The sequence below is a fragment of the Pseudomonas nitroreducens NBRC 12694 genome (assembly GCF_002091755.1).
In the GTDB taxonomy this organism is placed as follows: Bacteria; Pseudomonadota; Gammaproteobacteria; order Pseudomonadales; family Pseudomonadaceae; genus Pseudomonas; species Pseudomonas nitroreducens.
On the sequence record NZ_BDAI01000009.1, the window covers coordinates 85,347 to 104,341 of the forward strand.

General features: G+C 65.6%; 17 protein-coding genes. 6 read left to right on the forward strand and 11 right to left on the reverse strand.

Annotation, left to right across the window (positions count from 1 at the left end; translation table 11 throughout):
* Positions 1-17 precede the first annotated feature (17 nt).
* The 10 genes from PNI01S_RS20860 to gcl all read right to left on the reverse strand — a co-directional run bounded on the left by PNI01S_RS20860 (position 18) and on the right by gcl (position 13,331).
* A complete protein-coding gene (locus PNI01S_RS20860; protein WP_275936783.1) occupies positions 18-1,673 on the reverse strand; it encodes a mucoidy inhibitor MuiA family protein in 1,656 nt (551 codons plus the stop codon).
* Positions 1,674-1,819: 146 nt separating this feature from the next.
* Positions 1,820-2,671: an ion transporter gene (locus PNI01S_RS20865; protein WP_084358938.1), complete on the reverse strand. Its 852-nt coding sequence runs from the start codon at positions 2,669-2,671 to the stop codon at positions 1,820-1,822.
* 76 nt (positions 2,672-2,747) lie between these two features.
* The gene (gene sstT, locus PNI01S_RS20870; protein ID WP_037013914.1) at positions 2,748-3,992 is read right to left on the reverse strand and encodes a serine/threonine transporter SstT; all 1,245 of its coding nucleotides are present in this window, start codon (positions 3,990-3,992) and stop codon (positions 2,748-2,750) included.
* Positions 3,993-4,196: 204 nt separating this feature from the next.
* Positions 4,197-5,033 (reverse strand): diaminopimelate epimerase, encoded by an 837-nt coding sequence (gene dapF, locus PNI01S_RS20875; protein WP_024763146.1) that lies wholly within the window; start codon positions 5,031-5,033, stop codon positions 4,197-4,199.
* A gap of 32 nt (positions 5,034-5,065) precedes the next feature.
* The gene (locus tag PNI01S_RS20880; protein ID WP_084358939.1) at positions 5,066-5,980 is read right to left on the reverse strand and encodes an urea transporter; all 915 of its coding nucleotides are present in this window, start codon (positions 5,978-5,980) and stop codon (positions 5,066-5,068) included.
* 513 nt (positions 5,981-6,493) lie between these two features.
* A complete protein-coding gene (gene pyk / locus PNI01S_RS20885) occupies positions 6,494-7,924 on the reverse strand; it encodes a pyruvate kinase (protein WP_024763148.1) in 1,431 nt (476 codons plus the stop codon).
* Between the two features lie 178 nt (positions 7,925-8,102).
* The gene (locus PNI01S_RS20890; protein ID WP_420902323.1) at positions 8,103-9,458 is read right to left on the reverse strand and encodes a glycerate kinase type-2 family protein; all 1,356 of its coding nucleotides are present in this window, start codon (positions 9,456-9,458) and stop codon (positions 8,103-8,105) included.
* A gap of 220 nt (positions 9,459-9,678) precedes the next feature.
* Entirely contained in the window at positions 9,679-10,569 is an 891-nt protein-coding gene (locus tag PNI01S_RS20895) for a 2-hydroxy-3-oxopropionate reductase (protein WP_084358940.1), read from the reverse strand.
* A 69-nt stretch (positions 10,570-10,638) separates the two neighbouring features.
* Entirely contained in the window at positions 10,639-11,421 is a 783-nt protein-coding gene (gene hyi, locus PNI01S_RS20900) for a hydroxypyruvate isomerase (RefSeq protein WP_084358941.1), read from the reverse strand.
* 134 nt (positions 11,422-11,555) lie between these two features.
* Entirely contained in the window at positions 11,556-13,331 is a 1,776-nt protein-coding gene (gcl, locus tag PNI01S_RS20905) for a glyoxylate carboligase (protein WP_054911137.1), read from the reverse strand.
* Between the two features lie 338 nt (positions 13,332-13,669).
* Between gcl and PNI01S_RS20910 the strand changes: the two genes are divergently transcribed.
* Positions 13,670-14,101: a GlcG/HbpS family heme-binding protein gene (locus PNI01S_RS20910; RefSeq protein WP_024763153.1), complete on the forward strand. Its 432-nt coding sequence runs from the start codon at positions 13,670-13,672 to the stop codon at positions 14,099-14,101.
* A gap of 196 nt (positions 14,102-14,297) precedes the next feature.
* Here PNI01S_RS20910 and PNI01S_RS20915 read toward each other — a convergent pair whose 3' ends face one another.
* Positions 14,298-14,951 carry a TetR/AcrR family transcriptional regulator gene (locus PNI01S_RS20915; protein ID WP_037017082.1) on the reverse strand — a complete coding sequence of 218 codons (654 nt, stop codon included), beginning with the start codon at positions 14,949-14,951 and terminating at the stop codon, positions 14,298-14,300.
* Positions 14,952-15,144: 193 nt separating this feature from the next.
* Between PNI01S_RS20915 and moaA the strand changes: the two genes are divergently transcribed.
* From moaA to PNI01S_RS20940, 5 genes are all read left to right on the forward strand, one after another.
* Positions 15,145-16,140, forward strand: a complete 996-nt coding sequence (moaA, locus tag PNI01S_RS20920) for a GTP 3',8-cyclase MoaA (protein WP_065084983.1) — start codon at positions 15,145-15,147, stop codon at positions 16,138-16,140.
* Between the two features lie 66 nt (positions 16,141-16,206).
* The gene (locus tag PNI01S_RS20925) at positions 16,207-17,037 is read left to right on the forward strand and encodes a substrate-binding periplasmic protein (protein ID WP_065084982.1); all 831 of its coding nucleotides are present in this window, start codon (positions 16,207-16,209) and stop codon (positions 17,035-17,037) included.
* Between the two features lie 59 nt (positions 17,038-17,096).
* Positions 17,097-17,432 carry a low molecular weight protein tyrosine phosphatase family protein gene (locus PNI01S_RS20930; RefSeq protein ID WP_065084981.1) on the forward strand — a complete coding sequence of 112 codons (336 nt, stop codon included), beginning with the start codon at positions 17,097-17,099 and terminating at the stop codon, positions 17,430-17,432.
* Positions 17,429-17,914 carry a hypothetical protein gene (locus PNI01S_RS20935; RefSeq protein ID WP_037017080.1) on the forward strand — a complete coding sequence of 162 codons (486 nt, stop codon included), beginning with the start codon at positions 17,429-17,431 and terminating at the stop codon, positions 17,912-17,914. The genes PNI01S_RS20930 and PNI01S_RS20935 overlap by 4 nt, the downstream gene beginning before the upstream one ends.
* Before the next feature lie 81 nt (positions 17,915-17,995).
* Positions 17,996-18,973 carry a formate/nitrite transporter family protein gene (locus tag PNI01S_RS20940; protein ID WP_065084980.1) on the forward strand — a complete coding sequence of 326 codons (978 nt, stop codon included), beginning with the start codon at positions 17,996-17,998 and terminating at the stop codon, positions 18,971-18,973.
* Positions 18,974-18,995: the final 22 nt, after the last annotated feature.

Below are 18,995 nucleotides of genomic sequence, written 5' to 3' on the forward strand. Positions count from 1 at the left end.
GGCTGCTCCGGCAGTCGTCATTCCAGCCCGCTGACTTCCAGCTCCTTGGTATACTCGACGCTGAACTTGAGGGTGGTACTGCGTTTCTCGCCCGGTTTCAGCTGCCAGTCCCACAGCAGCTTGCCGTCGTCTTCGCGCCTGGCCTCCTGGCCTTCGGGCTCCAGCAGCGTGACTTTGATCTGCTCGTTGCGCGAGATCGGCAGTTGGTCCTTGAACTGCAGGCGCTGCTCGGTCTTGTGGTTGTTCTGCGCGTCGATGCGGAACTCGTAGGTGACGCGCTTGCGGCCGCCGGTGAGGCCGGTGTAGTCGGTGTAGCGGTTGACCAGCTTGCGCTTGATCGACATCGCTTCGTCGCCGCCCAGGGCCAGTTCGAAGGTCTCGCCCGGCATCACCGCGCGCAACTGGCCGCTGGCGACGAAGCTATTGCCCAGGTAGGTGTTGAGGGGCCCGGGCAACAGTGGGTAGTCGCTGGTATTGCGGGTATCGGCCTGCAGGTACGCGGCTTCGCGCAGTGATGGCGTGGCCAGGTAGCGGAAGGTCGCCGGCAGCTTGAACTGGGCGATGGAAACCTTCTGCGAGCTGCCATCGCTGTTGAGCGTGGCGCGGGTCGGGATATGGAAGGAGGCGCTGGTGGTGGCACCGCTGACGTCGGCGACGGCGACAGGCATTTCCGCCAGCGAACCGGCCACGGCCTGTTCGTCCGCGACGAAGCGCTGGGCCTTCTTCGCTTCCATCGCCATCATCGGTGCGGCCGGTGCTGGAGCGGGGCGGGCGGGCATTACCGTGCGTGGATCGAAGGTGTCGACGAACCATGGCGACAGCGCCGGCACGCTGCTGCCCAGGTTGGGGCGAGCGGTGGACAGGGTGAGGTCGACGTCCGTCCAGTCCTCGCCGCTGCTCTGCCGGACTATGCCCTGGTAGGTCAACTCGATCTTGTCCTCACCGTCGCGCAGGCGGGCGTCGTAGGCCGGGCGCCAGGAGGCATCGTAGAGCGTGTAGCTGAGCTGCAGCTGGACTTGTGCCGGCTTCTCCAGCGCCACGCGCAGGATGGCCCGCTTGTAGTGGGTGCCGTCACCGGCCAGGTGGCTGCGCTGGTTCTCCAGTTCCTGCTTGCGTTGCTGCAGTTCCTCGCCCTGCTGGTCGAGCTTGCGCTGCTCGTCGAGGATGTGGCCCAGGTTGCCTTCGCTCATCTGCAGCAGGTTCTTCAGTTCGTCGATGCTCGGCAGTGCCTGGTTCTTGCCCGGCTTGGTGCTGCTGGCCTGGATGTCGGCGAGGAACTGCTTCTGGTTTTCCAGCACGCTGCCGCGGTCGCTGATCTCGCGCTCCTGCCGTTCGAGGTCGCGCAGTTGCGCGTCCAGCTGTTGCAGGCGGTTGTCCTCGGAGGGCGGTGAAACCTGCGGCGCGCTGCTGACGTCGAGCAGGGTCGCGGCGGCGCTGGCACTGAGCGAGGCCTGCAGGCTGTTGTCATCGATGCGCAGGGGCAACTGCTCCAGGGCGATCTCGTGCTGGCCGGCGGGCAGCTGCAGGGTGGCGGTGCGGGTGACGATGGCGCGGTCGGTGTAGACGGTCACCGCGCTGATGCGGCTGTCGGCCACCTGCGGCGCGGCCAGCAGCGAGGTGCTGGCCAGCGCACCGGTCATGGCGAGGATCAGTGGATGGAGTCGAAAGGGCATGTGCTCACCTCGGGGCCTGGAAGGCGACCGACACTGCGGAACGCCACCATGGCGTCCGTCCATGGCGCTTGTGACGAAGGGGGCGCAGGCAACGGGTTGAGACTGGGTGAATTCATGCCGCGATGGGCGACGAACGGTTACCTGGGTCAGCCCCTGGCGGTGTCATCCGCCCTTGGGAACAGCGCGTTGCCGCAGCGCGAGCAGAACGCCGCTTCGGCCTCGTGGCTGGCCTTGGCGCAGGCCGGGCAAGGCTTGTCCAGTTGCCCTGGCGGGCGCTCCTGGCGCATGGCGTTGTGCAGTTCGGCGCTGAAGATGCCGGTGGGCACGGCGATGATCGAGTAGCCGGTGAGCATCACCAGGCTGGCGATGGCCTGGCCCAGCGGCGTCTTCGGAGTGATGTCGCCGAAGCCCACGGTGGTCAGGGTGACGATGGCCCAGTAGATGCCGCGGGGGATGCTGGTGAAGCCGTGCTCGGGGCCTTCGACCACGTACATCAGCGAGCCGAACACCGTCACCAGGCTCATCACCGAGACGAAGAACACCGTGATCTTCTGCCGGCTGCCGCGCAGGGCGGTGAGCAGGAAGTCGGCCTGGCGCAGGTACTGGCGCAGCTTGAGGATGCGGAAGATGCGCAGCACCCGCACGATACGGATCACCAGCAGATACTGGGCGTTGGGGTAGAAGATGGCGATCACCCCCGGCAGCACCGCCAGCAGGTCGACCAGCCCGTAGAAGCTCAGGGCATAGCGCAGGGGCTTGGGCGAGCAGTACAGGCGTAGCAGGTATTCGATCAGGAACAGGCCGTTGATCACCCACTCGATGTCGCTGAGCAGGCCGCCGTAGGCGTTGCTGATCTCGTCGACGCTGTCGAGGACCACCACCAGCAGGCTGGCGAGGATGACGATCAGCAGCGCGCTGTCGAAGCGCCGGCCGGCGACCGTGTCGGACTGGAAGATGATGACGTAGAGGCGCTGGCGCCAGCTTTGGGGGTCGGCCATGGATGAATCCGCGGAACGGGTTCAGTCACCTTAGCCGAGATGCGGCGGGGCGGCTGATGCCGCCCCGCCGGAAGGATCAGGCGCGCTCGGTCGCCTGCTGCTCGTCCACGTCGCCTTCGGCCATGCAGGCCGCGGCGGTGAACAGCACGTCGGTGGAGGAGTTCAGCGCGGTTTCGGCCGAGTCCTGGAGGATGCCGATGATGAAGCCGACCGCCACCACCTGCATCGCCACCTCGCTGGAGATGCCGAACAGGCCGCAGGCCAGCGGGATCAGCAGCAGCGAGCCGCCGGCCACGCCGGAAGCGCCGCAGGCGCAGACCGAGGCGACCACGCTGAGCAGGATGGCGGTGGGCAGGTCCACGGCGATGCCGAGGGTATGCACAGCCGCCAGGGTCAGCACGCTGATGGTGATGGCGGCGCCGGCCATGTTGATGGTCGCGCCCAGCGGGATCGACACCGAGTAGGTGTCCTCGTGCAGGCCCAGGCGCTCGCACAGTTGCAGGTTGACCGGGATGTTGGCCGCCGAGCTGCGCGTGAAGAAGGCGGTGATGCCGCTCTCGCGCAGGCACATCAGCACCAGCGGGTAAGGGTTGCGACGGATCTTGGCGAAGACGATCAGCGGATTGACCACCAGCGCCACGAACAGCATGCAGCCCAGCAGCACGGCCAGCAGGTGCAGGTAGCCGAGCAAGGCGTCGAAGCCGGATTCGGCGATGGTGCCGGCCACCAGGCCGAAGATGCCCAGCGGGGCGAAGGCGATGACGACGCGAACGATCAGGGTGACGCCGTTGGCCATGTCATCCAGCAGGTCGCGGGTGGTCTGGCGGGCGTGGCGCAGGGCGATCCCCAGGCCGATGGCCCAGGCCAGGATGGCGATGAAGTCCGCCTCCAGCAGCGCCTTCACCGGGTTGGTGGTGACGCTGAACAGCAGCGAGCGCAGCACTTCGCCAATACCGCCGGGCGGTGCCAGTTCGCTGCTGGGCGCATGCAGTACCAGGTTCGACGGGAAGGCGAAGCTGGCGATCACCGCGACCACCGCGGCGGAGAAGGTGCCGATCAGGTAGAGCACCAGGATCGGCCGGATGTGGGTGCGCTGGCCCTGCTTGTGGTTGGCGATGGAGGCCATCACCAGTACCAGCACCAGGATCGGCGCCACGGCCTTCAGCGCGGAGATGAACAGCTTGCCGAGCAGGCCGACCGCCTGTGCGCCTTGCGGCCAGAGCAGGGCGAGGGCGATGCCGCAGAGCATGCCGATGAAGATCCGCAGGACCAGGCTGGTGCCCTTGAGCCGCTGCAGGAGGGTGGGAGTGGGAAGCGTCATGACATCGTTCGCTGCGTGAATGAGGGGACGCACCCGTGGCCGGATGCGCAAGGGCGCGGATTATGCCGTCTGAAGTCGGCAAATGCGCGGCTACCCGTCGATTGATCGGTCAGGTTGTGCTTCTTCAGGTGTCAGGTCGCAGTCTGGACGGCTGCGCGCGCGCCGGCATTGATCCATGCCGGTCGCCTTGGCAATAAGGGGAATTCAGCGCAGGTCGGCGAAGGTTTCCGGGTCCAGGTCGACGGCGGCGACCCGTTGCACGGCGCCACGCATGGTGACCTGAAAGTCATCAGCGACACGGATTTCCAGGCGGCCGCCAGCCAGGTGCAGGTCGATGTGCTCATCGCACAGCCCCAGCCGGCGTGCCACTGCGGCCGCCGCGCAACTGCTGGTGCCGGAGGACAGCGTGTAGCCGGCGCCGCGCTCCCAGATTTCGACGCGCAGCGCGTCGCGGGCGAGCCACTGGACGAACTGCACGTTGCTGCGCCGGGGGAACAGCGGATGATTTTCCAGCAGCGGACCGAGGCGGCGTGCCAGTTCGGGGCTGGTCTGTTCGACGAAGACCACGCAGTGCGGATTACCCATGGAAACGGCGTTGATCTCCAGCGCGACGCCGTCGATTTCCAGTGGATAGCCCAGCGCCTCGGGGGCATCGACCCGCACCGGAATCCTTGCGCAGGCGAACTCGGCGCGGCCCATGGATACCTCGACGGTGCGACCCTCGTCGAATACCTGGCTGGTGACCGTACCGCCGGCGGTGACGACGTCGAACGGCTGGTCTGCGACCAATCCGCAATCCCACAGGTAGCGGGAGAAAATGCGCAGGCCGTTGCCGCTCTTCTCCGCTTCCGAGCCGTCCGGATTGAGGATGCGCAGGCCGAAGGCGCTGTCGCTGTGATTCGCCAGCAGGATGCCGTCGGAGCCGATGCCGAAGTGGCGGTCGCAGACCCGGCCGATCTGCGCCGGCGTCAGGGTAAAGGGCGCTTTGCCGGCGTACACCAGATAGTCATTGCCCAGTGCCTGGTATTTCACGAAGTGCATGGTCGCGGTCCGTCGCCAGTGGAAAGCTCCGACTATACACGCGGCCCGGTGTGTTCCGTGCCCTGGCTCAGCAGCGCATCCAGCACGCGCTGGCCGAGAATCACCAGCCAGCAGGCGAGGATGAAGGGCGCGGTGAAGGCGGGCAGGCCGACCAGCGCGAAGCAGGGTTGCAGCAGCACCGCCAGGAGGATGCCGCACAGTGGCGCCAGGGGGCTGCGGAAGCGCAGCGACAGGGCGATCCCGGCCAGCGCGCCGTTCAGCCCGAGCAGTCCGGCCTGAGCGGAGGCGGCCGGCAGGCCGAACAGCGGCGCGATGGCCAAGGCGCCTGCGGCGCCGAGCAGCGCCCAGAACGCGGCGCGACGATCCGCCAGCAGCAGGCCGAGGGCGATGGTCAGGCCGGCGAGCGGTTCGCCGAGGAAGATCACCTCGCCGAAGCCCAGCGTCGTCGAATCCAGCAACGGGTTCACCGTGCCGCAGGACAGGCAGGCGGTCGCGGCCGCCGGCGCGAAGCCAAGGGCCTTGCCCAGCGTCACCGACACCCAGCCCAGCAGCACGAAGGCCGAGGTATAGGCCGGCAGGCCGAAGCGCTGGCGTGACTGCCGCAATAGCACGGCCTGCACCGCCACCGAGGTGAGGATGGCGGCGATGGTCAGCATCACCAGCCCCAGCGACCACTGGAATACGAAGGGCAGCAGCAGGCCGATGAGGATCGGGTTGTAGTCGTGCAGGCCGGCGTCGATGTCCGCCTGCGGCTCGCGCACGAAGCGCGCGGTGAGCGGGCCGAGCAGGGCGCCCAGCACGGCGCCGGGCAGCAGCTGCGGTGCGGACCAGGCGATGGTCAGCAGCAGGATCAGGCCGAAGCGTGCGTCAGCCTGCAGGTAGATCTGGCCGAAGCCGATCAGCCGGGTACGCAGCGGATGTTTCCTGGAGAGAGGATTCAGGTGCATGTGGGTACAGGGCAGGTTAAATGAGGCTCCGCAGCGCTTCGCTAGGTGTGGAGCATCGAGGCCCCATCGACGAGCAGTGCGTGAGCATTCTGTGACGCCGCCATACGGGGCCGCGCCACGGGGTTGGAAAAAGAAAAGAGGCTGCCGGCGGGATCGCCGCCAACAGCCTCAAAGTTCCATGGCCAGCATTGGGAGTTGCTGCGTGGGGGCCATGGACCGACAAGCATTCGGTGCTCATGTTTCTGCTGCTGAAGCACTCAGTAGCAAGGTCAAACCCGGACGGACGGGGACGCGGCCCCGTATTCCCGGCCCCGTCCGTCCGGGAGTGACTCGGTGCGGAGGCACGCGCGTTGGCGTGGCTCCTGAACTCGGTTGCCCTCTCCCCAGCCCTCTCCCGCAAGCGGGAGAGGGGGCTTGAGCGGCAGAAGGCGGAACACCGGAGTCACCGGCGGCGCCGAACTGCCCCCTCTCCCTTCAGGGAGAGGGTTGGGGAGAGGGGCTCTCAGGCTTGCATCAAACTTCCAGTGCCGGCGCCACCGTCTCGATCCGCAGCATGTTGGTGCTGCCCGGCTGGCCGAAGGGCACGCCGGCGGTGATCACCACGGTGTCGCCACGGCGTGCCATGCGTTGGGCCAGGGCGATGTCCAGGGCGGTGGAGCAGATCTCGTCGACATGGGCGAGCTGCGCGTTGACCACCGAATGGACACCCCAGGCCACGGTCAGGCGGCGGGCGGATTTCAGTTGCGGGGTGAGGCTGAGGATCGGTGCCTTGGGCCGCTCGCGGGAGGCGCGCAGGGTCGAGGCGCCGGACTCGGTGTAGTTCACCAGCACCGCCACCGGCAGGATGCGGCTGATCCGGCGGATCGCGCAGCTGATGGCGTCGGAGACGGTGGCGTCCGGTTCCGGGCGGTTGATCTCCAGCGTCGCCTGGTAGTCCGGCTCGGCTTCGACCTGGCGGATGATCTTCGCCATCATCTCCACGGCCTCGCGCGGATACTGGCCCGAGGCGCTTTCGGCGCTGAGCATCACGCAGTCGGCGCCTTCGCTGACGGCATTGGCAACGTCGGTCACCTCGGCACGGGTCGGCGCCGGGGAGAAGCGCATGGATTCGAGCATCTGCGTCGCCACCACTACCGGGCGGCCGAGCTGGCGGCAGACCTGGATGATGCGCTTCTGGATGCCCGGCACGCTCTCGGCCGGCATCTCCACGCCGAGGTCGCCACGGGCGACCATGATCGCGTCGGACAGGCGGGCGATGGCTTCGATGGACTGCACCGCCGAAGGCTTCTCGATCTTGGCCATGAGGAACGCCTTGTCGCCGATCAGCGCGCGGGCTTCCTCGATGTCTTCGGGGCGTTGCACAAAGGACAGCGCCACCCAGTCCACGCCCAGCTCCAGGCCGAACGTAAGATCTCGGCGGTCCTTGGCGGTCAGCGGGCTGAGCTTGAGCACAGCCTCGGGGACGTTGACGCCCTTGCGGTCGGACAGCTCGCCGCTGTTCATCACGCGCGTCTCGATGGCATCGCTGTGGGCGTTGAGCACCTGCAGGCGAATCTTGCCGTCGTCGAGCAGCAGGCTCATGCCCGGTTCCAGCGCCTGGATGATTTCCGGGTGGGGCAGGGTGACGCGCTGCTGGTCTCCCGGTGCGTCGTTGAGGTCGAGGGTGAAGGTCTGGCCCTTCTCCAGCTGGACGGCGCCCTCGGCGAAACGGCCCACGCGCAGCTTCGGCCCTTGCAGGTCCATGAGGATGCCGATGGGGTAGTTCAGTTCGGCTTCCACTTCGCGCACCCAGGCGAAACGCTGGGCGTGGTCGCTGTACTCGCCGTGGCTGAAGTTCAGGCGGAACAGGTTGGCGCCGGCTTCCACCAATGCGCGGATGTCGTCGCGGCTTTTGATCGCCGGGCCCAGGGTCGCGAGGATTTTTACTTTCTTGTCAGGAGTCATAATCAGGCTCGAATCAGGTGATTTCGTGGCCGCGTTGCTGGGTCAGCGTTCGCCAGGCTAGACGCGGAATGCAGCTAATGGTGTTCCCTTGGCAAATTCCGCAACGACGCATGGCGAACGCTGACACGCAACCCGAAGGGACGGGGCCAGCTTGTCGCAGTGCAGCGTTGCTCGTCGGTCATTTGGAATCACCCAATCTCTCTCCTCGCGCCTCGCCCTGCGACAAGCTGGCCTCCGTCGCGGCCGACGAAATCACCTGATTCGAGCCTGCATTCTCGAGGACCAGGATGGCGCGGAAGTCGTTGACGTTGGTGCGGGTCGGTCTGGTGATCACCAGGTCGCCCAGTTCGGCGAAGAAGCCGTAGCCGTTGTTGTTGTCGAGCTCGTGCAGCGGGTTCAGGCCGGCCTTGGCGGCACGGCTGTAGCTGCACGGGCTCATCAGGGCACCGGCGTTGCTTTCCATGCCGTCGATGCCGTCGGTGTCCCCCGCCAGGGCCCAGATGTTCGGTTCACCTTTCAGGTCGGCGGTGAGGCTGAGGAGAAACTCGGCGTTGCGTCCGCCGCGGCCATTGCCGCGCACGGTCACGGTGGTCTCGCCACCGGAGAGGATCAGGCACGGCGCCTTCAGCGGCTGGCCGTACTTGCGAACCTGCCGGGCGATGCCGGCGTGGACCTTGGCCACTTCGCGGGACTCACCTTCCAGGTCGCCCAGGATCAGCGTGGGGATGCCAGCGGCTTCGGCCTTGGCAGCCACCGCGTCGATGGCATGCTGGGGCGTGGCGATCAGCTTGAAGTGGCTGCGCGACAGGCATTCGTCACCGGGCTTTACCGTTTCCGAACGCGGGTCTTCCAGCCACGCGCGCACGTTCGCCGGGATGTCGATGGCATAGCGCTTGAGGATAGCCAGGGCGTCGGCGGAGGTGGTCGGGTCGCCTACGGTGGGGCCGGAGGCGATCACCGTGGCCTCGTCGCCGGGCACGTCGGAAATCGCGTAGGTGTACACGCTGGCCGGCCAGCAGGCGCGGGCCAGACGGCCGCCCTTGATGGCCGAGAGGTGCTTGCGCACGCAGTTCATTTCGCTGATGGCCGCGCCGGATTTCAGCAGTGCCTTGTTCACGCTGCGCTTGTCGTCGAGGCTGATGCCTTCGGCCGGCAGGGCAAGCAGGGCAGAGCCGCCGCCGGAGAGCAGGAATATTACCCGGTCGCTTTCGGTCAGGCCGCTGATCAGTTCCAGTACGCGACGGGCAACGCGTTCGCCGGCGTCGTCCGGGACTGGGTGCGAGGCCTCCACCACTTCGATGCTGCGGCACTGCGCGCCGTAGCCGTAGGGCGCGACGACCAGGCCTTCGACCTGGCCGTTCCAGTGTTGCTCGGCGACTTCGGCCATGGCCCCGGCGGCCTTGCCGGCGCCGATGACGATGGTGCGGCCACCTTTATCGGTGGGCAGGTGCTGCGCCAGTACCTGGGCCGGATGCGCGGCGGCAATGGCGGTGTCGAACAGCTCGCGCAGGAAGGCGCGTGGGTCCAGGCTCATGACAGGCTCCCGTGATTCTTGTTGTGGTGTATCCATGGCTCAATCTCCTTGGCAAAGGAGACTCAGCGATGGATTCGAACGCCCCGGCCGGCAAGGCCGTGATTCCCAACGGCCGGGTGTTCGAGTCGCTTTGCAGCATGGCGGGCGACGCCACTCCCATAACCTCGCCCGTCACCTTGCTCTTGCTGGCGGATAACGCCGTGGCGTTATCCGCCGCCTCTCAATCCTTGCGGATGGAGAAGTTGGCCATGTGCTCCAGGCCCTTGATCAGGCCGGAGTGGTCCCAGTTGCTGCCGCCGATGGCCGCGCAGGTGCTGAACACTTGCTGGGCGTTGGCGGTGTTGGGCAGGTTCAGGCCCAGTTCGCGCGCGCCGGCCAGGGCCAGGTTGAGGTCCTTCTGGTGCAGGCTGATGCGGAAGCCCGGATCGAAGGTGCCCTTGACCATGCGGTCGCCGTGCACTTCGAGGATGCGCGAGGAGGCGAAGCCGCCCATCAGCGCTTCACGCACCTTGGCCGGGTCCGCGCCATTCTTGGCGGCGAACAGCAGGGCTTCGGCAACGGCCTGGATGTTCAGGGCGACGATGATCTGGTTGGCCACCTTGGCGGTCTGGCCATCGCCATTGCCGCCGACGCGGGTGATGTTCTTGCCCATGGCCTGGAACAGCGGCAGGGCGCGTTCGAAGGTATTCGGGCAGCCGCCGACCATGATGCTCAGGGACGCGGCCTTGGCGCCGACTTCACCACCGGAAACCGGGGCGTCCAGGTACTGCGCGCCAGTGGCCTTGATCTTCTCGGCGAAGGTCTTGGTGGCGGTGGGGGAGATCGAGCTCATGTCGATCACCACCTTGTTCGGGCCCACGCCCTCGGCGATGCCGTCCTTGCGGAACAGCACGTCTTCGACCTGCGGGGTGTCCGGGACCATCACGATGATGAACTCGGCTTCCTGGGCCACTTCCTTGGGGTTGGCCAGGCCGATGGCGCCGGCTTCGACCAGGGCGGCAGGCGCTGCATCGTGGTGGGTGGAAACGAAGAGCTGGTGACCGGCTTTCTGCAGGTTCTGCGCCATGGGCAGGCCCATGATGCCGGTGCCGATGAATCCGATTTTGGCCATGAGGAAATCTCCTGGTTGTTCTTGTTGGGCTGGCTGGCGCGGTGCGTACCCACCGCGCCAGCCGGCGAATCAGATGACGTTGTGGCTCTTCAGCCAGCCGAGACCGGCTTCGGTGGTGGTCTTGGGCTTGTATTCACAGCCGACCCAGCCGCGGTAGCCGATGCGGTCCAGGTGATCGAACAGGAAGCGGTAGTTGATCTCGCCGGTGCCCGGCTCGTGGCGGCCGGGGTTGTCGGCCAGCTGCACGTGGTTGATCGAGGCGAGGTTCTTCTCCAGCGTCCGCGCCAGGTCACCTTCCATGATCTGCATGTGGTAGATGTCGTACTGCAGGAACAGGTTGGCGCTGCCGACCTTCTCGCGGATGTCCTGGGCCTGCTTCGTGGTCTGCAGGTAGAAGCCGGGAATGTCGATCGTGTTGATCATTTCCATGACCAGCTTGATGCCCGCGGCTTCGAGCCTGCCCGCCGCATACTCCAGGTTGTTCAGGAAGGTGTTTTCGATGGTCGCGCAGTCATGACCCTGCGGACGGATGCCGGCCAGGCAGTTGACCTGGGTGTTGCCCAGGACCTTGGCGTAGGCGATGGCCTTGTCGACGCCGGCGCGGAATTCCTCGACGCGGTCCGGGTGGCAGGCGATGCCGCGTTCGCCTTTCGACCAATCGCCCGCCGGAAGGTTGAACAGCACTTGCTCGAGCTGGTTGGCGTCCAGGCGGGCCTTGATCACCTCGGCCTCGACGTCATACGGGAAGAGGTACTCGACACCGCTGAAACCGGCGCGTGCGGCGGCGTCGAAGCGGTCGAGGAAGTCCACCTCGGTGAACAGCATGGACAGGTTGGCGCAGAAACGGGGCATGGGGTCACTCCTGTTGAACGGGTGGTGCGTGGTGCTCGGCTTCTTCTTTAGAGAGAGCTGGGGGGGGGACTCCCCGCCAGGAAATGTCCACCCCCAGCTCCTCCCCGCAGGGAGTAGTCGTTCGCTCCGACTAATCAGTCGAGCAGCGAGATGGCCGTCGGCGCGTCGACGCCCTTCAGGGCCAGCTCTTCGAACTCGTTGACCGCGTTGATCTCGGTGCCCATGGAGATGTTGGTGACACGCTCCAGGATGACCTCGACCACCACCGGTACACGGTGCTGCTGCATCAGCTCGCGGGCCTGGGCGAAGGCCGCGCCGATCTGGTTCGGGTCGGATACGCGGATCGCCTTGCAACCCAGACCTTCCACCACGGCGACGTGGTCGACGCCATAACCGTTGAGCTCCGGCGCGTTGACGTTCTCGAACGCCAGCTGCACGCAGTAGTCGATCTCGAAACCGCGCTGCGCCTGGCGGATCAGGCCCAGGTAGGAGTTGTTCACCAGCACGTGGATGTACGGCAGGTTGAACTGCGCGCCGGCGGCCAGCTCTTCGATCATGAACTGGAAGTCATAGTCGCCCGACAGTGCGACGACCTGGCGGCTCGGGTCGGCCTTGACCACGCCCAGCGCTGCCGGAATGGTCCAGCCCAGCGGGCCGGCCTGGCCGCAGTTGATCCAGTGGCGCGGCTTGTACACGTGCAGGAACTGCGCGCCGGCGATCTGTGACAGACCGATGGTGCTGACGTAGCAGGTGTCCTTGCCGAAGAACTCGTTCATCTCTTCGTAGACGCGCTGCGGCTTGACCGGCACGTTGTCGAAGTGGGTCTTGCGCTGCATGGTGCGCTTGCGCTCGCGGCAGGATTCGACCCAGGCACTGCGGTCCTTGAGCTTGCCGGCGGCTTTCCATTCGCGGGCCACTTCCAGGAACACGTCCAGGGCGGAGCCGGCGTCGGAGACGATGCCCAGGTCCGGGGTGAATACGCGGCCGATCTGGGTCGGTTCGATGTCCACGTGGACGAACTTGCGGCCAGCGGTGTAGACGTCGACCGAACCGGTGTGACGGTTGGCCCAGCGGTTGCCGATGCCGAACACCATGTCCGACTCCAGGACGGTGGCGTTGCCGTAGCGGTGCGAGGTCTGCAGACCGCACATGCCGGCCATCAGCGGGTGATCGTCGGGGATGGTGCCCCAGCCCATCAGGGTCGGGACTACCGGCACGCCGGTCAGCTCGGCGAATTCCACCAGCTTGTCGGATGCGTCGGCGTTGATGATGCCGCCGCCGGCGCAAATCAGCGGACGCTCGGCATCATTGAGCAGGGCCAGGGCTTTTTCGGCCTGGGCGCGGGTGGCCTTGGGCTTGTTGACCGCCAGCGGCTCGTAGGCGTCGATGTCGAACTCGATCTCGGCCATCTGCACGTCGAACGGCAGGTCGATCAGCACTGGGCCGGGACGGCCGCTGCGCATTTCGAAGAAGGCCTTCTGGAAGGCGTAGGGCACCTGGCCCGGCTCCAGCACGGTGGTCGCCCACTTGGTGACCGGCTTGACGATGCTGGTGATGTCCACGGCCTGGAAGTCTTCCTTGTGCATGCGCGCACGGGGAGCCTGGCCGGTGATGCAGAGAATCGGGATGGAGTCGGCGGAAGCCGAGTACAGGCCGGTGACCATGTCGGTGCCGGCCGGGCCGGAGGTGCCGATGCACACGCCGATGTTGCCGGCGTTGGTGCGGGTGTAGCCCTCGGCCATGTGCGAGGCGCCTTCCACGTGGCGGGCCAGGACGTGATCGATGCCACCGAGTTTCTTCATGGCCGCGTACATGGGGTTGATGGCGGCGCCCGGTACGCCGAAGGCGGTATCGACACCTTCGCGACGCATGACGAGTACGGCAGCCTCGATTGCTCTCATTCTGGCCATATTTTGTTCCTCGGTTCTTATACTGATTGTGTACAAAAGTTGAGGCGATTCTAGGCAGGCAATTCGACGAAGGTCAAGACGGGTTGTATACGATGGACTAAACGGTCATTTTTCACTGAAGGCCTTCTGCTGCGCTGGTTTCCGAGAAAACCTGAACGCATGGTCAAACTATCGTTTGAAAAAATGTATACAAAAATAGATGCATATTGTCCTTTTCAGTTGCTTTGGGTGAGACCTTCGGCTACTAGATTGCGTACAGATTTCTGATACGCGTGTGTGCAGCATTTATCGGTGCGCACAGCGTGATCCGGCTTATCACCCTTGAAGAGGAAAACCTCATGACCACCCTGAGCCTGGAAACCGCACTGGACATCACCCGTCACGCCCTGGTCGCCAGCCGCGAGCTGTCCACTGCGCCGCTGACCATCGCTGTGCTGGACGCTGGCGGGCATCTGTTGAGCCTGCAGCGCGAGGATGGCGCGAGCATGCTTCGCCCGCAGATCGCCATCGGCAAGGCGTGGGGGGCGGTAGCGCTGGGCAAGTCGTCGCGCGTGCTGGCGGCGGACGCTCAGCAGCGCCCCTCGTTCATTGCGGCAGTGAATACGCTGGCGCAGGGCAACGTGGTGCCGGCGCCGGGGGGCGTGCTGATCCGCAATTCGGCCAATGAAGTGATCGGCGCCATCGGCATCAGCGGCGATGTGTCGGATATCGATGAGCAGTGCGCTATCCGCGGCGTTCAGGCGCTGGGCCTGGTCGCGGACGCGGGCTGATCGAAGACGGGAAGGGCGCGCGTTCGTCGTGCGCCTGGGCGAACTTGTAGGAGCGAGCTTGCTCGCGAACCTCCATTAACACCGGTCGTTTCAGGTGTGAAGCGGGATCGCGAGCAAGCTCGCTCCTACGCGTTTCCGGGGTGCCAGTAGGATGGGTGGAGCGAAGCGATACCCATGCTGCAACGGTTGAAAACGCTTAGATCGAGAGCGGCCGCAAACGCCCCTGCGCCTTCGGCTCGCTGCCGTTGTCCGGCGCCGTTCCACGCAGCACCAGGCGAGTGATGGTCTCGGTGGCCGCCTCGAAATCCGCATCGCTCAGGCTGGTCTTGCCGGTGACCATGGAGATCTGCCAGTCGAAATCGGCATAGGTCTGCGTTGCCGCCCAGATGGTGAACAGCAGGTGGTGCGGGTCCACCGGTGCCAGCAGGCCGCGGTCGATCCAGCTCTGCAGGCAGGCGATATTGCGCTGGGCCTGGGCGTTCAGTTCCTCCAGGTATTCCTTGGGCAGGTGCGGTGCTCCGTGCATCAGCTCGCTGGCGAATACCTTCGAGGCGTGCGGCAACTCCTGGGAAATCTTCACCTTGGAGCGGATGTAGGCGCGCAGTGCTTCGCTCGGCTCGTCGTCCTCGCGGAACGGCGCGGACGCCTGCAGCAAGGGTTCCACCACGCTTTCCAGCACGCTGCGGTAGAGGTTTTCCTTGGACTGGAAATAGTAGTAGACGTTGGGCTTGGGCAGCCCGGCGCGAGCGGCGATGTCGCTGGTCTTGGTCGCCGCGAACCCCTTCTCGGCGAACTCCTCGCTGGCTGCGCGCAGGATCAGGCGCCGGTTACGCTCGCGAATGCTGGTCATTGGCTGGTCTTCTTTCTTGTATTGCGTGGTCACCAAATATAAGCCGGGCATGGTAGCACCGGGCTCCGGAAGCCCTCAACTCAGGCGCTTGTACGCATTTTCCTGACTCATGGGTCGGTTTTTTGTGTACAGCGGCAAGGTTCTGCGGTATTTCTAGCGCACTTTCGTTCGGCACCTGCCATCCGGAACCCCAATGTCCGATTCCCAGTTGGTCGACCCCTTCGGTCGACGCATCACCTACCTGCGCCTGTCGGTCACCGACCGCTGCGACTTCCGCTGCACCTACTGCATGAGCGAAGACATGCAGTTCCTGCCGCGCGACCAGGTATTGAGCCTGGAGGAGCTCGAAGCCGTCGCCGACGCCTTCATCGGCCTGGGTGTGAAGCGCATCCGTATCACCGGCGGCGAGCCGCTGGTGCGCAAGGGGCTGACCGGCCTGCTGGCCAGGCTGGGCGCGCGGCCGGAACTGGAAGACCTTTCCATCACCACCAATGGCTCGCAACTGCGCGAGCGCGCCGCCGAGCTGCGGGCGGCGGGTGTGCGCCGCCTGAACATCAGCCTCGACTCCCTGCGCCGCGAGCGCTTCGCCGCCTTCACCCGTTCCGACAGGCTGGAGCAGGTGCTCGACGGTATCGACGCCGCCCGCGAGGCCGGCTTCGAGCGCATCAAGCTCAATGCCGTGGTGCAGAAGGGCCGCAACGACGACGAGGTCTGCGACCTGGTGGAGTTTGCTCTGGCCAAGGCCATCGACGTCAGCTTCATCGAAGAGATGCCTCTGGGCAGCGTCAGCAGCCATGAACGCAAGCAGACGCTTTGCAGCAGCGACGAAGTCCGCGCGCAGCTCGCCGAACGCTGGCAGTTGCTGCCCACGCCCGAGCGCAGCGGCGGGCCTTCGCGCTACTACCGCATCGACGGCTACGCCAGCCGCATTGGATTCATCTCCCCCCACAGCCACAACTTCTGTGGCGACTGCAATCGGGTGCGGGTGACCGCCGAAGGCAAGCTGGTGCTCTGCCTCGGCCACGAAGGTGCGCTGGACCTGCGCCAACTGCTGCGCGAGCACCCCGGCGACAGCGTGCGCCTGCGCGAGGCGCTGATGCGCGCGCTGCAACTCAAGCCCGAACGTCACCACTTCGAAGCGGATCAGCAAGTACAGGTGCTGCGCTTCATGAGCATGACCGGCGGCTGAGTCCGCCACGGCGGGTTGCCTGACCTGCCCGATAGAACAACAACAACACGTCACAAGGAGAGTCGTTTGAAGCTCAAGGCCTTCTGCTGGGCGCTCGCCAGCATCCTGTCCCCCGTCATTTCCGCACCTGTCGTGGCGCAGACCTACGTGGTCGGCGTCGAGAACCTTCCCTTCGCTCCGCACTACAGCACCGATGCCCAGGGCAATTACCAGGGCTTCGCCCGCGATGTGCTGGATCTGTTCGCCAGCAGCAGCGGCATCAGTCTCGAGTACCGTCCGCTTCCGGTGGACGCGCTGCTGCCGGCGCTGCTTTCCGGAGAGGTCGATCTCAAGTATCCCGACAACCCCGACTGGGCTCCGGAGCAGAAGGCCGGCAAGAACCTGCGCTATAGCCAGCCGGTGACGCAGTACGTCGATGGCGTGCTGGTTGCGCCGGAGCGCCTGGGGCAGGGCATCGGCGCGCTGAAGCGGCTGGCGCTGGTGGAAGGCTGGACGCCGCGGGGCTACGAGGTGCCGATCCAGGCCGGGCAGATCAGCCTGGCGCCCAGCGCCGACCTTCGGCAGATGGTTCATACCGCGCTGAAGAGGCAGGCCGACGGCGCCTACTTCAACGTGGTGGTCGCCACTTACTACCTGGACAACATCCGCGCCAAGCCCGGTGCGCTGGTGTTCGATCCTTCGCTGCCGCATACCCGCAGCGCGTTCCACCTGTCCACGGTGAGGCAGGGCGACCTCATCCAGCGCTTCGACCGCTTCCTCGTCGACCATGCCAAGGAAGTCGCAGCGCTCAAGGCCAAGTACGGCGTCGAGGCGAGCCTGGACTCCGAGCACCTGGGCGTCGAGCAGTGGAAGGTGGATTTCCTCGAGCGGCAGAAAGCGAAACAGAAGTCGCCCTGATCCTCCATCTTCCCTAGAATCGCCGCTGTCGTTTGCGCGCCAGCCGTAGGGAGGATGAAGTGCGCCGCGCTTTGTTCATCTGTAGCCGCAACCGCTTGCGCAGTCCCACTGCCGAAGCTGTCTTCGCCAACTGGCCGGAGGTCGAGACCGACTCCGCTGGGCTGGCGCAGGACGCGGAGGTTCTGCTGGGCGTCGAGCAGTTGGAGTGGGCTGATCTGGTGTTCGTCATGGAGCGCAGGCAGCGACAGGCGCTGCTGCGCCGATTCCCCATGGCGATGCGTGGCAAGCGCCTGGTATGCCTGGATATCCCCGATGACTACGACTACCAGCAACCGGAGCTGGTGCGGATACTCGAGCACAAGGTCGGGCCATTCCTGCGGCAGGCGCAGGCGTGAGCGAAGTTCGCATTGCGCTCCGGGATGCAGTGCTGGTCTGCCCGGGATTCCGTATCCAGGCCCAGCCCGAGCCTTCGCTGGAGATCGATGGCGACCTGCTCTGGGCGCTGGAGCAGCCGCAATGGTGCGAGCTGGCCGTGTTGCTGGAAGAGCGCGACGGCGCGTTGTGGATTGTGCCGGTGCCGCTTGCGCAGCAGGCGGGGTTCGATCCGCAGCGGGTGATCGGCTGGCGTGATGAGCCTGTGCGCATCATGCAGCCCGAAGGTGTGGAGGATGCCGAGGCCGCCATCCATTGGTGGCGCGGCGGGGCGGTCGAGGACGTGCGCGGGCGCGTCAGTCATCATCCCTGGGGGCGCCTGCTGCGTCTTGAGGGGCCGGGGATCGGCCCCGAGCACATTCTCTTTCCCCGTGGGCACGGCTGCGTCTACCTCGGCCATCTGGACACGGACTGGCGCCGGCTGCGGATCGAGCCGACTTCCTGATTTCGGCGCACCCCAAGATTTCCGGAACCGAAGCGCAGCGGTCGCAGCCTAAATCTGCACTGTCCCAGCGAGGTGCTCCGCATGGCCACCGAAAAACCGCCCGCTCGCGGCGCATCCCAGTCGCGGCCGCGTAGCAAAGGCAGCGACTCTGCCGCAACGCGCAAGACCGCACCAGGCACCCAGGCCAGGGAATCGAAGGCGGGCAGTGATACCGCGGACGATCTCTCTGCCGAAGAGCGTCGCAAGGTCGAGAAGAGCCAGCCGCCGCGCGCACTGGTGTTGCACGAAGTCATACGCTTGCAAGGCAACCACGAACTGGAGCGCACCCTGGCGGCGCTCTGGTGGTCGGCGCTGGCCGCCGGCCTGACCATCGGCTTGTCGCTGATGGCCATGGGGCTGTTCCGCGCGCGTCTGCCCGATCACGACATGGCAGTGATCACCACCAGCCTCGGGTATCCGGTGGGCTTTCTGGCAATCATTCTTGCGCGCCAGCAACTGTTCACCGAGAACACCCTGACGGCGGTATTGCCGGTCATGAGCGAGCCGACGCTGGAGAAGTTCGGGCAGCTCCTGCGGCTGTGGTCGGTAGTGTTGGCGGGCAACATCGTCGGTGCGCTGCTGTTCGCCTACGGCATGCTGCACTTGCCGATCTTCGATACCAAGGTGGATCAGGCTTTCCTGGAGATCGGCCGCGAGGTCATGGAGAACGACCATTGGCAGATGTTTTCCAAGGGCATCGTCTCTGGCTGGATGATCGCCACCATGGTCTGGCTGGTGCCGGCGGCGGAGAACGCCAAGGTGTGGATCATTTTCCTGGTCACCTACCTGATGGCGCTGGGCAGTTTCAGCCACATCGTGGTCGGCACCTGCGAAGTGGGTTACCTGATGTTTGCCGGGGAGGTCGGGCTGGCGGCGTTCGTCGTCGACTTCGCGTTGCCCACGCTGGTGGGCAATATCGTCGGCGGCAGCCTGATCTTTGCCTTGATGAGCCACGCCCAGGTTCGCAGCGATACCTCATCGCCGCCGGAAAAAGTCCCGAAAAAGAAAACGGCGCCCTGAGGCGCCGTTTTTCTTCGTGCGG

Coding starts and splice junctions, on each gene's coding strand:
- PNI01S_RS20865 (WP_084358938.1), bottom strand. CDS start 2,671: ATGGCCGACCCCCAAAGCTGGCGCCAGCGCCTCTACGTCATCATCTTC.
- PNI01S_RS20880 (WP_084358939.1), bottom strand. CDS start 5,980: ATGCACCTGAATCCTCTCTCCAGGAAACATCCGCTGCGTACCCGGCTG.
- PNI01S_RS20910 (WP_024763153.1), top strand. CDS start 13,670: ATGACCACCCTGAGCCTGGAAACCGCACTGGACATCACCCGTCACGCC.
- gcl (WP_054911137.1), bottom strand. CDS start 13,331: ATGGCCAGAATGAGAGCAATCGAGGCTGCCGTACTCGTCATGCGTCGC.
- PNI01S_RS20860 (WP_275936783.1), bottom strand. CDS start 1,673: ATGCCCTTTCGACTCCATCCACTGATCCTCGCCATGACCGGTGCGCTG.
- moaA (WP_065084983.1), top strand. CDS start 15,145: ATGTCCGATTCCCAGTTGGTCGACCCCTTCGGTCGACGCATCACCTAC.
- dapF (WP_024763146.1), bottom strand. CDS start 5,033: ATGCACTTCGTGAAATACCAGGCACTGGGCAATGACTATCTGGTGTAC.
- PNI01S_RS20895 (WP_084358940.1), bottom strand. CDS start 10,569: ATGGCCAAAATCGGATTCATCGGCACCGGCATCATGGGCCTGCCCATG.
- pyk (WP_024763148.1), bottom strand. CDS start 7,924: ATGACTCCTGACAAGAAAGTAAAAATCCTCGCGACCCTGGGCCCGGCG.
- hyi (WP_084358941.1), bottom strand. CDS start 11,421: ATGCCCCGTTTCTGCGCCAACCTGTCCATGCTGTTCACCGAGGTGGAC.
- PNI01S_RS20940 (WP_065084980.1), top strand. CDS start 17,996: ATGGCCACCGAAAAACCGCCCGCTCGCGGCGCATCCCAGTCGCGGCCG.
- sstT (WP_037013914.1), bottom strand. CDS start 3,992: ATGACGCTTCCCACTCCCACCCTCCTGCAGCGGCTCAAGGGCACCAGC.
- PNI01S_RS20915 (WP_037017082.1), bottom strand. CDS start 14,951: ATGACCAGCATTCGCGAGCGTAACCGGCGCCTGATCCTGCGCGCAGCC.
- PNI01S_RS20890 (WP_420902323.1), bottom strand. CDS start 9,458: ATGAGCCTGGACCCACGCGCCTTCCTGCGCGAGCTGTTCGACACCGCC.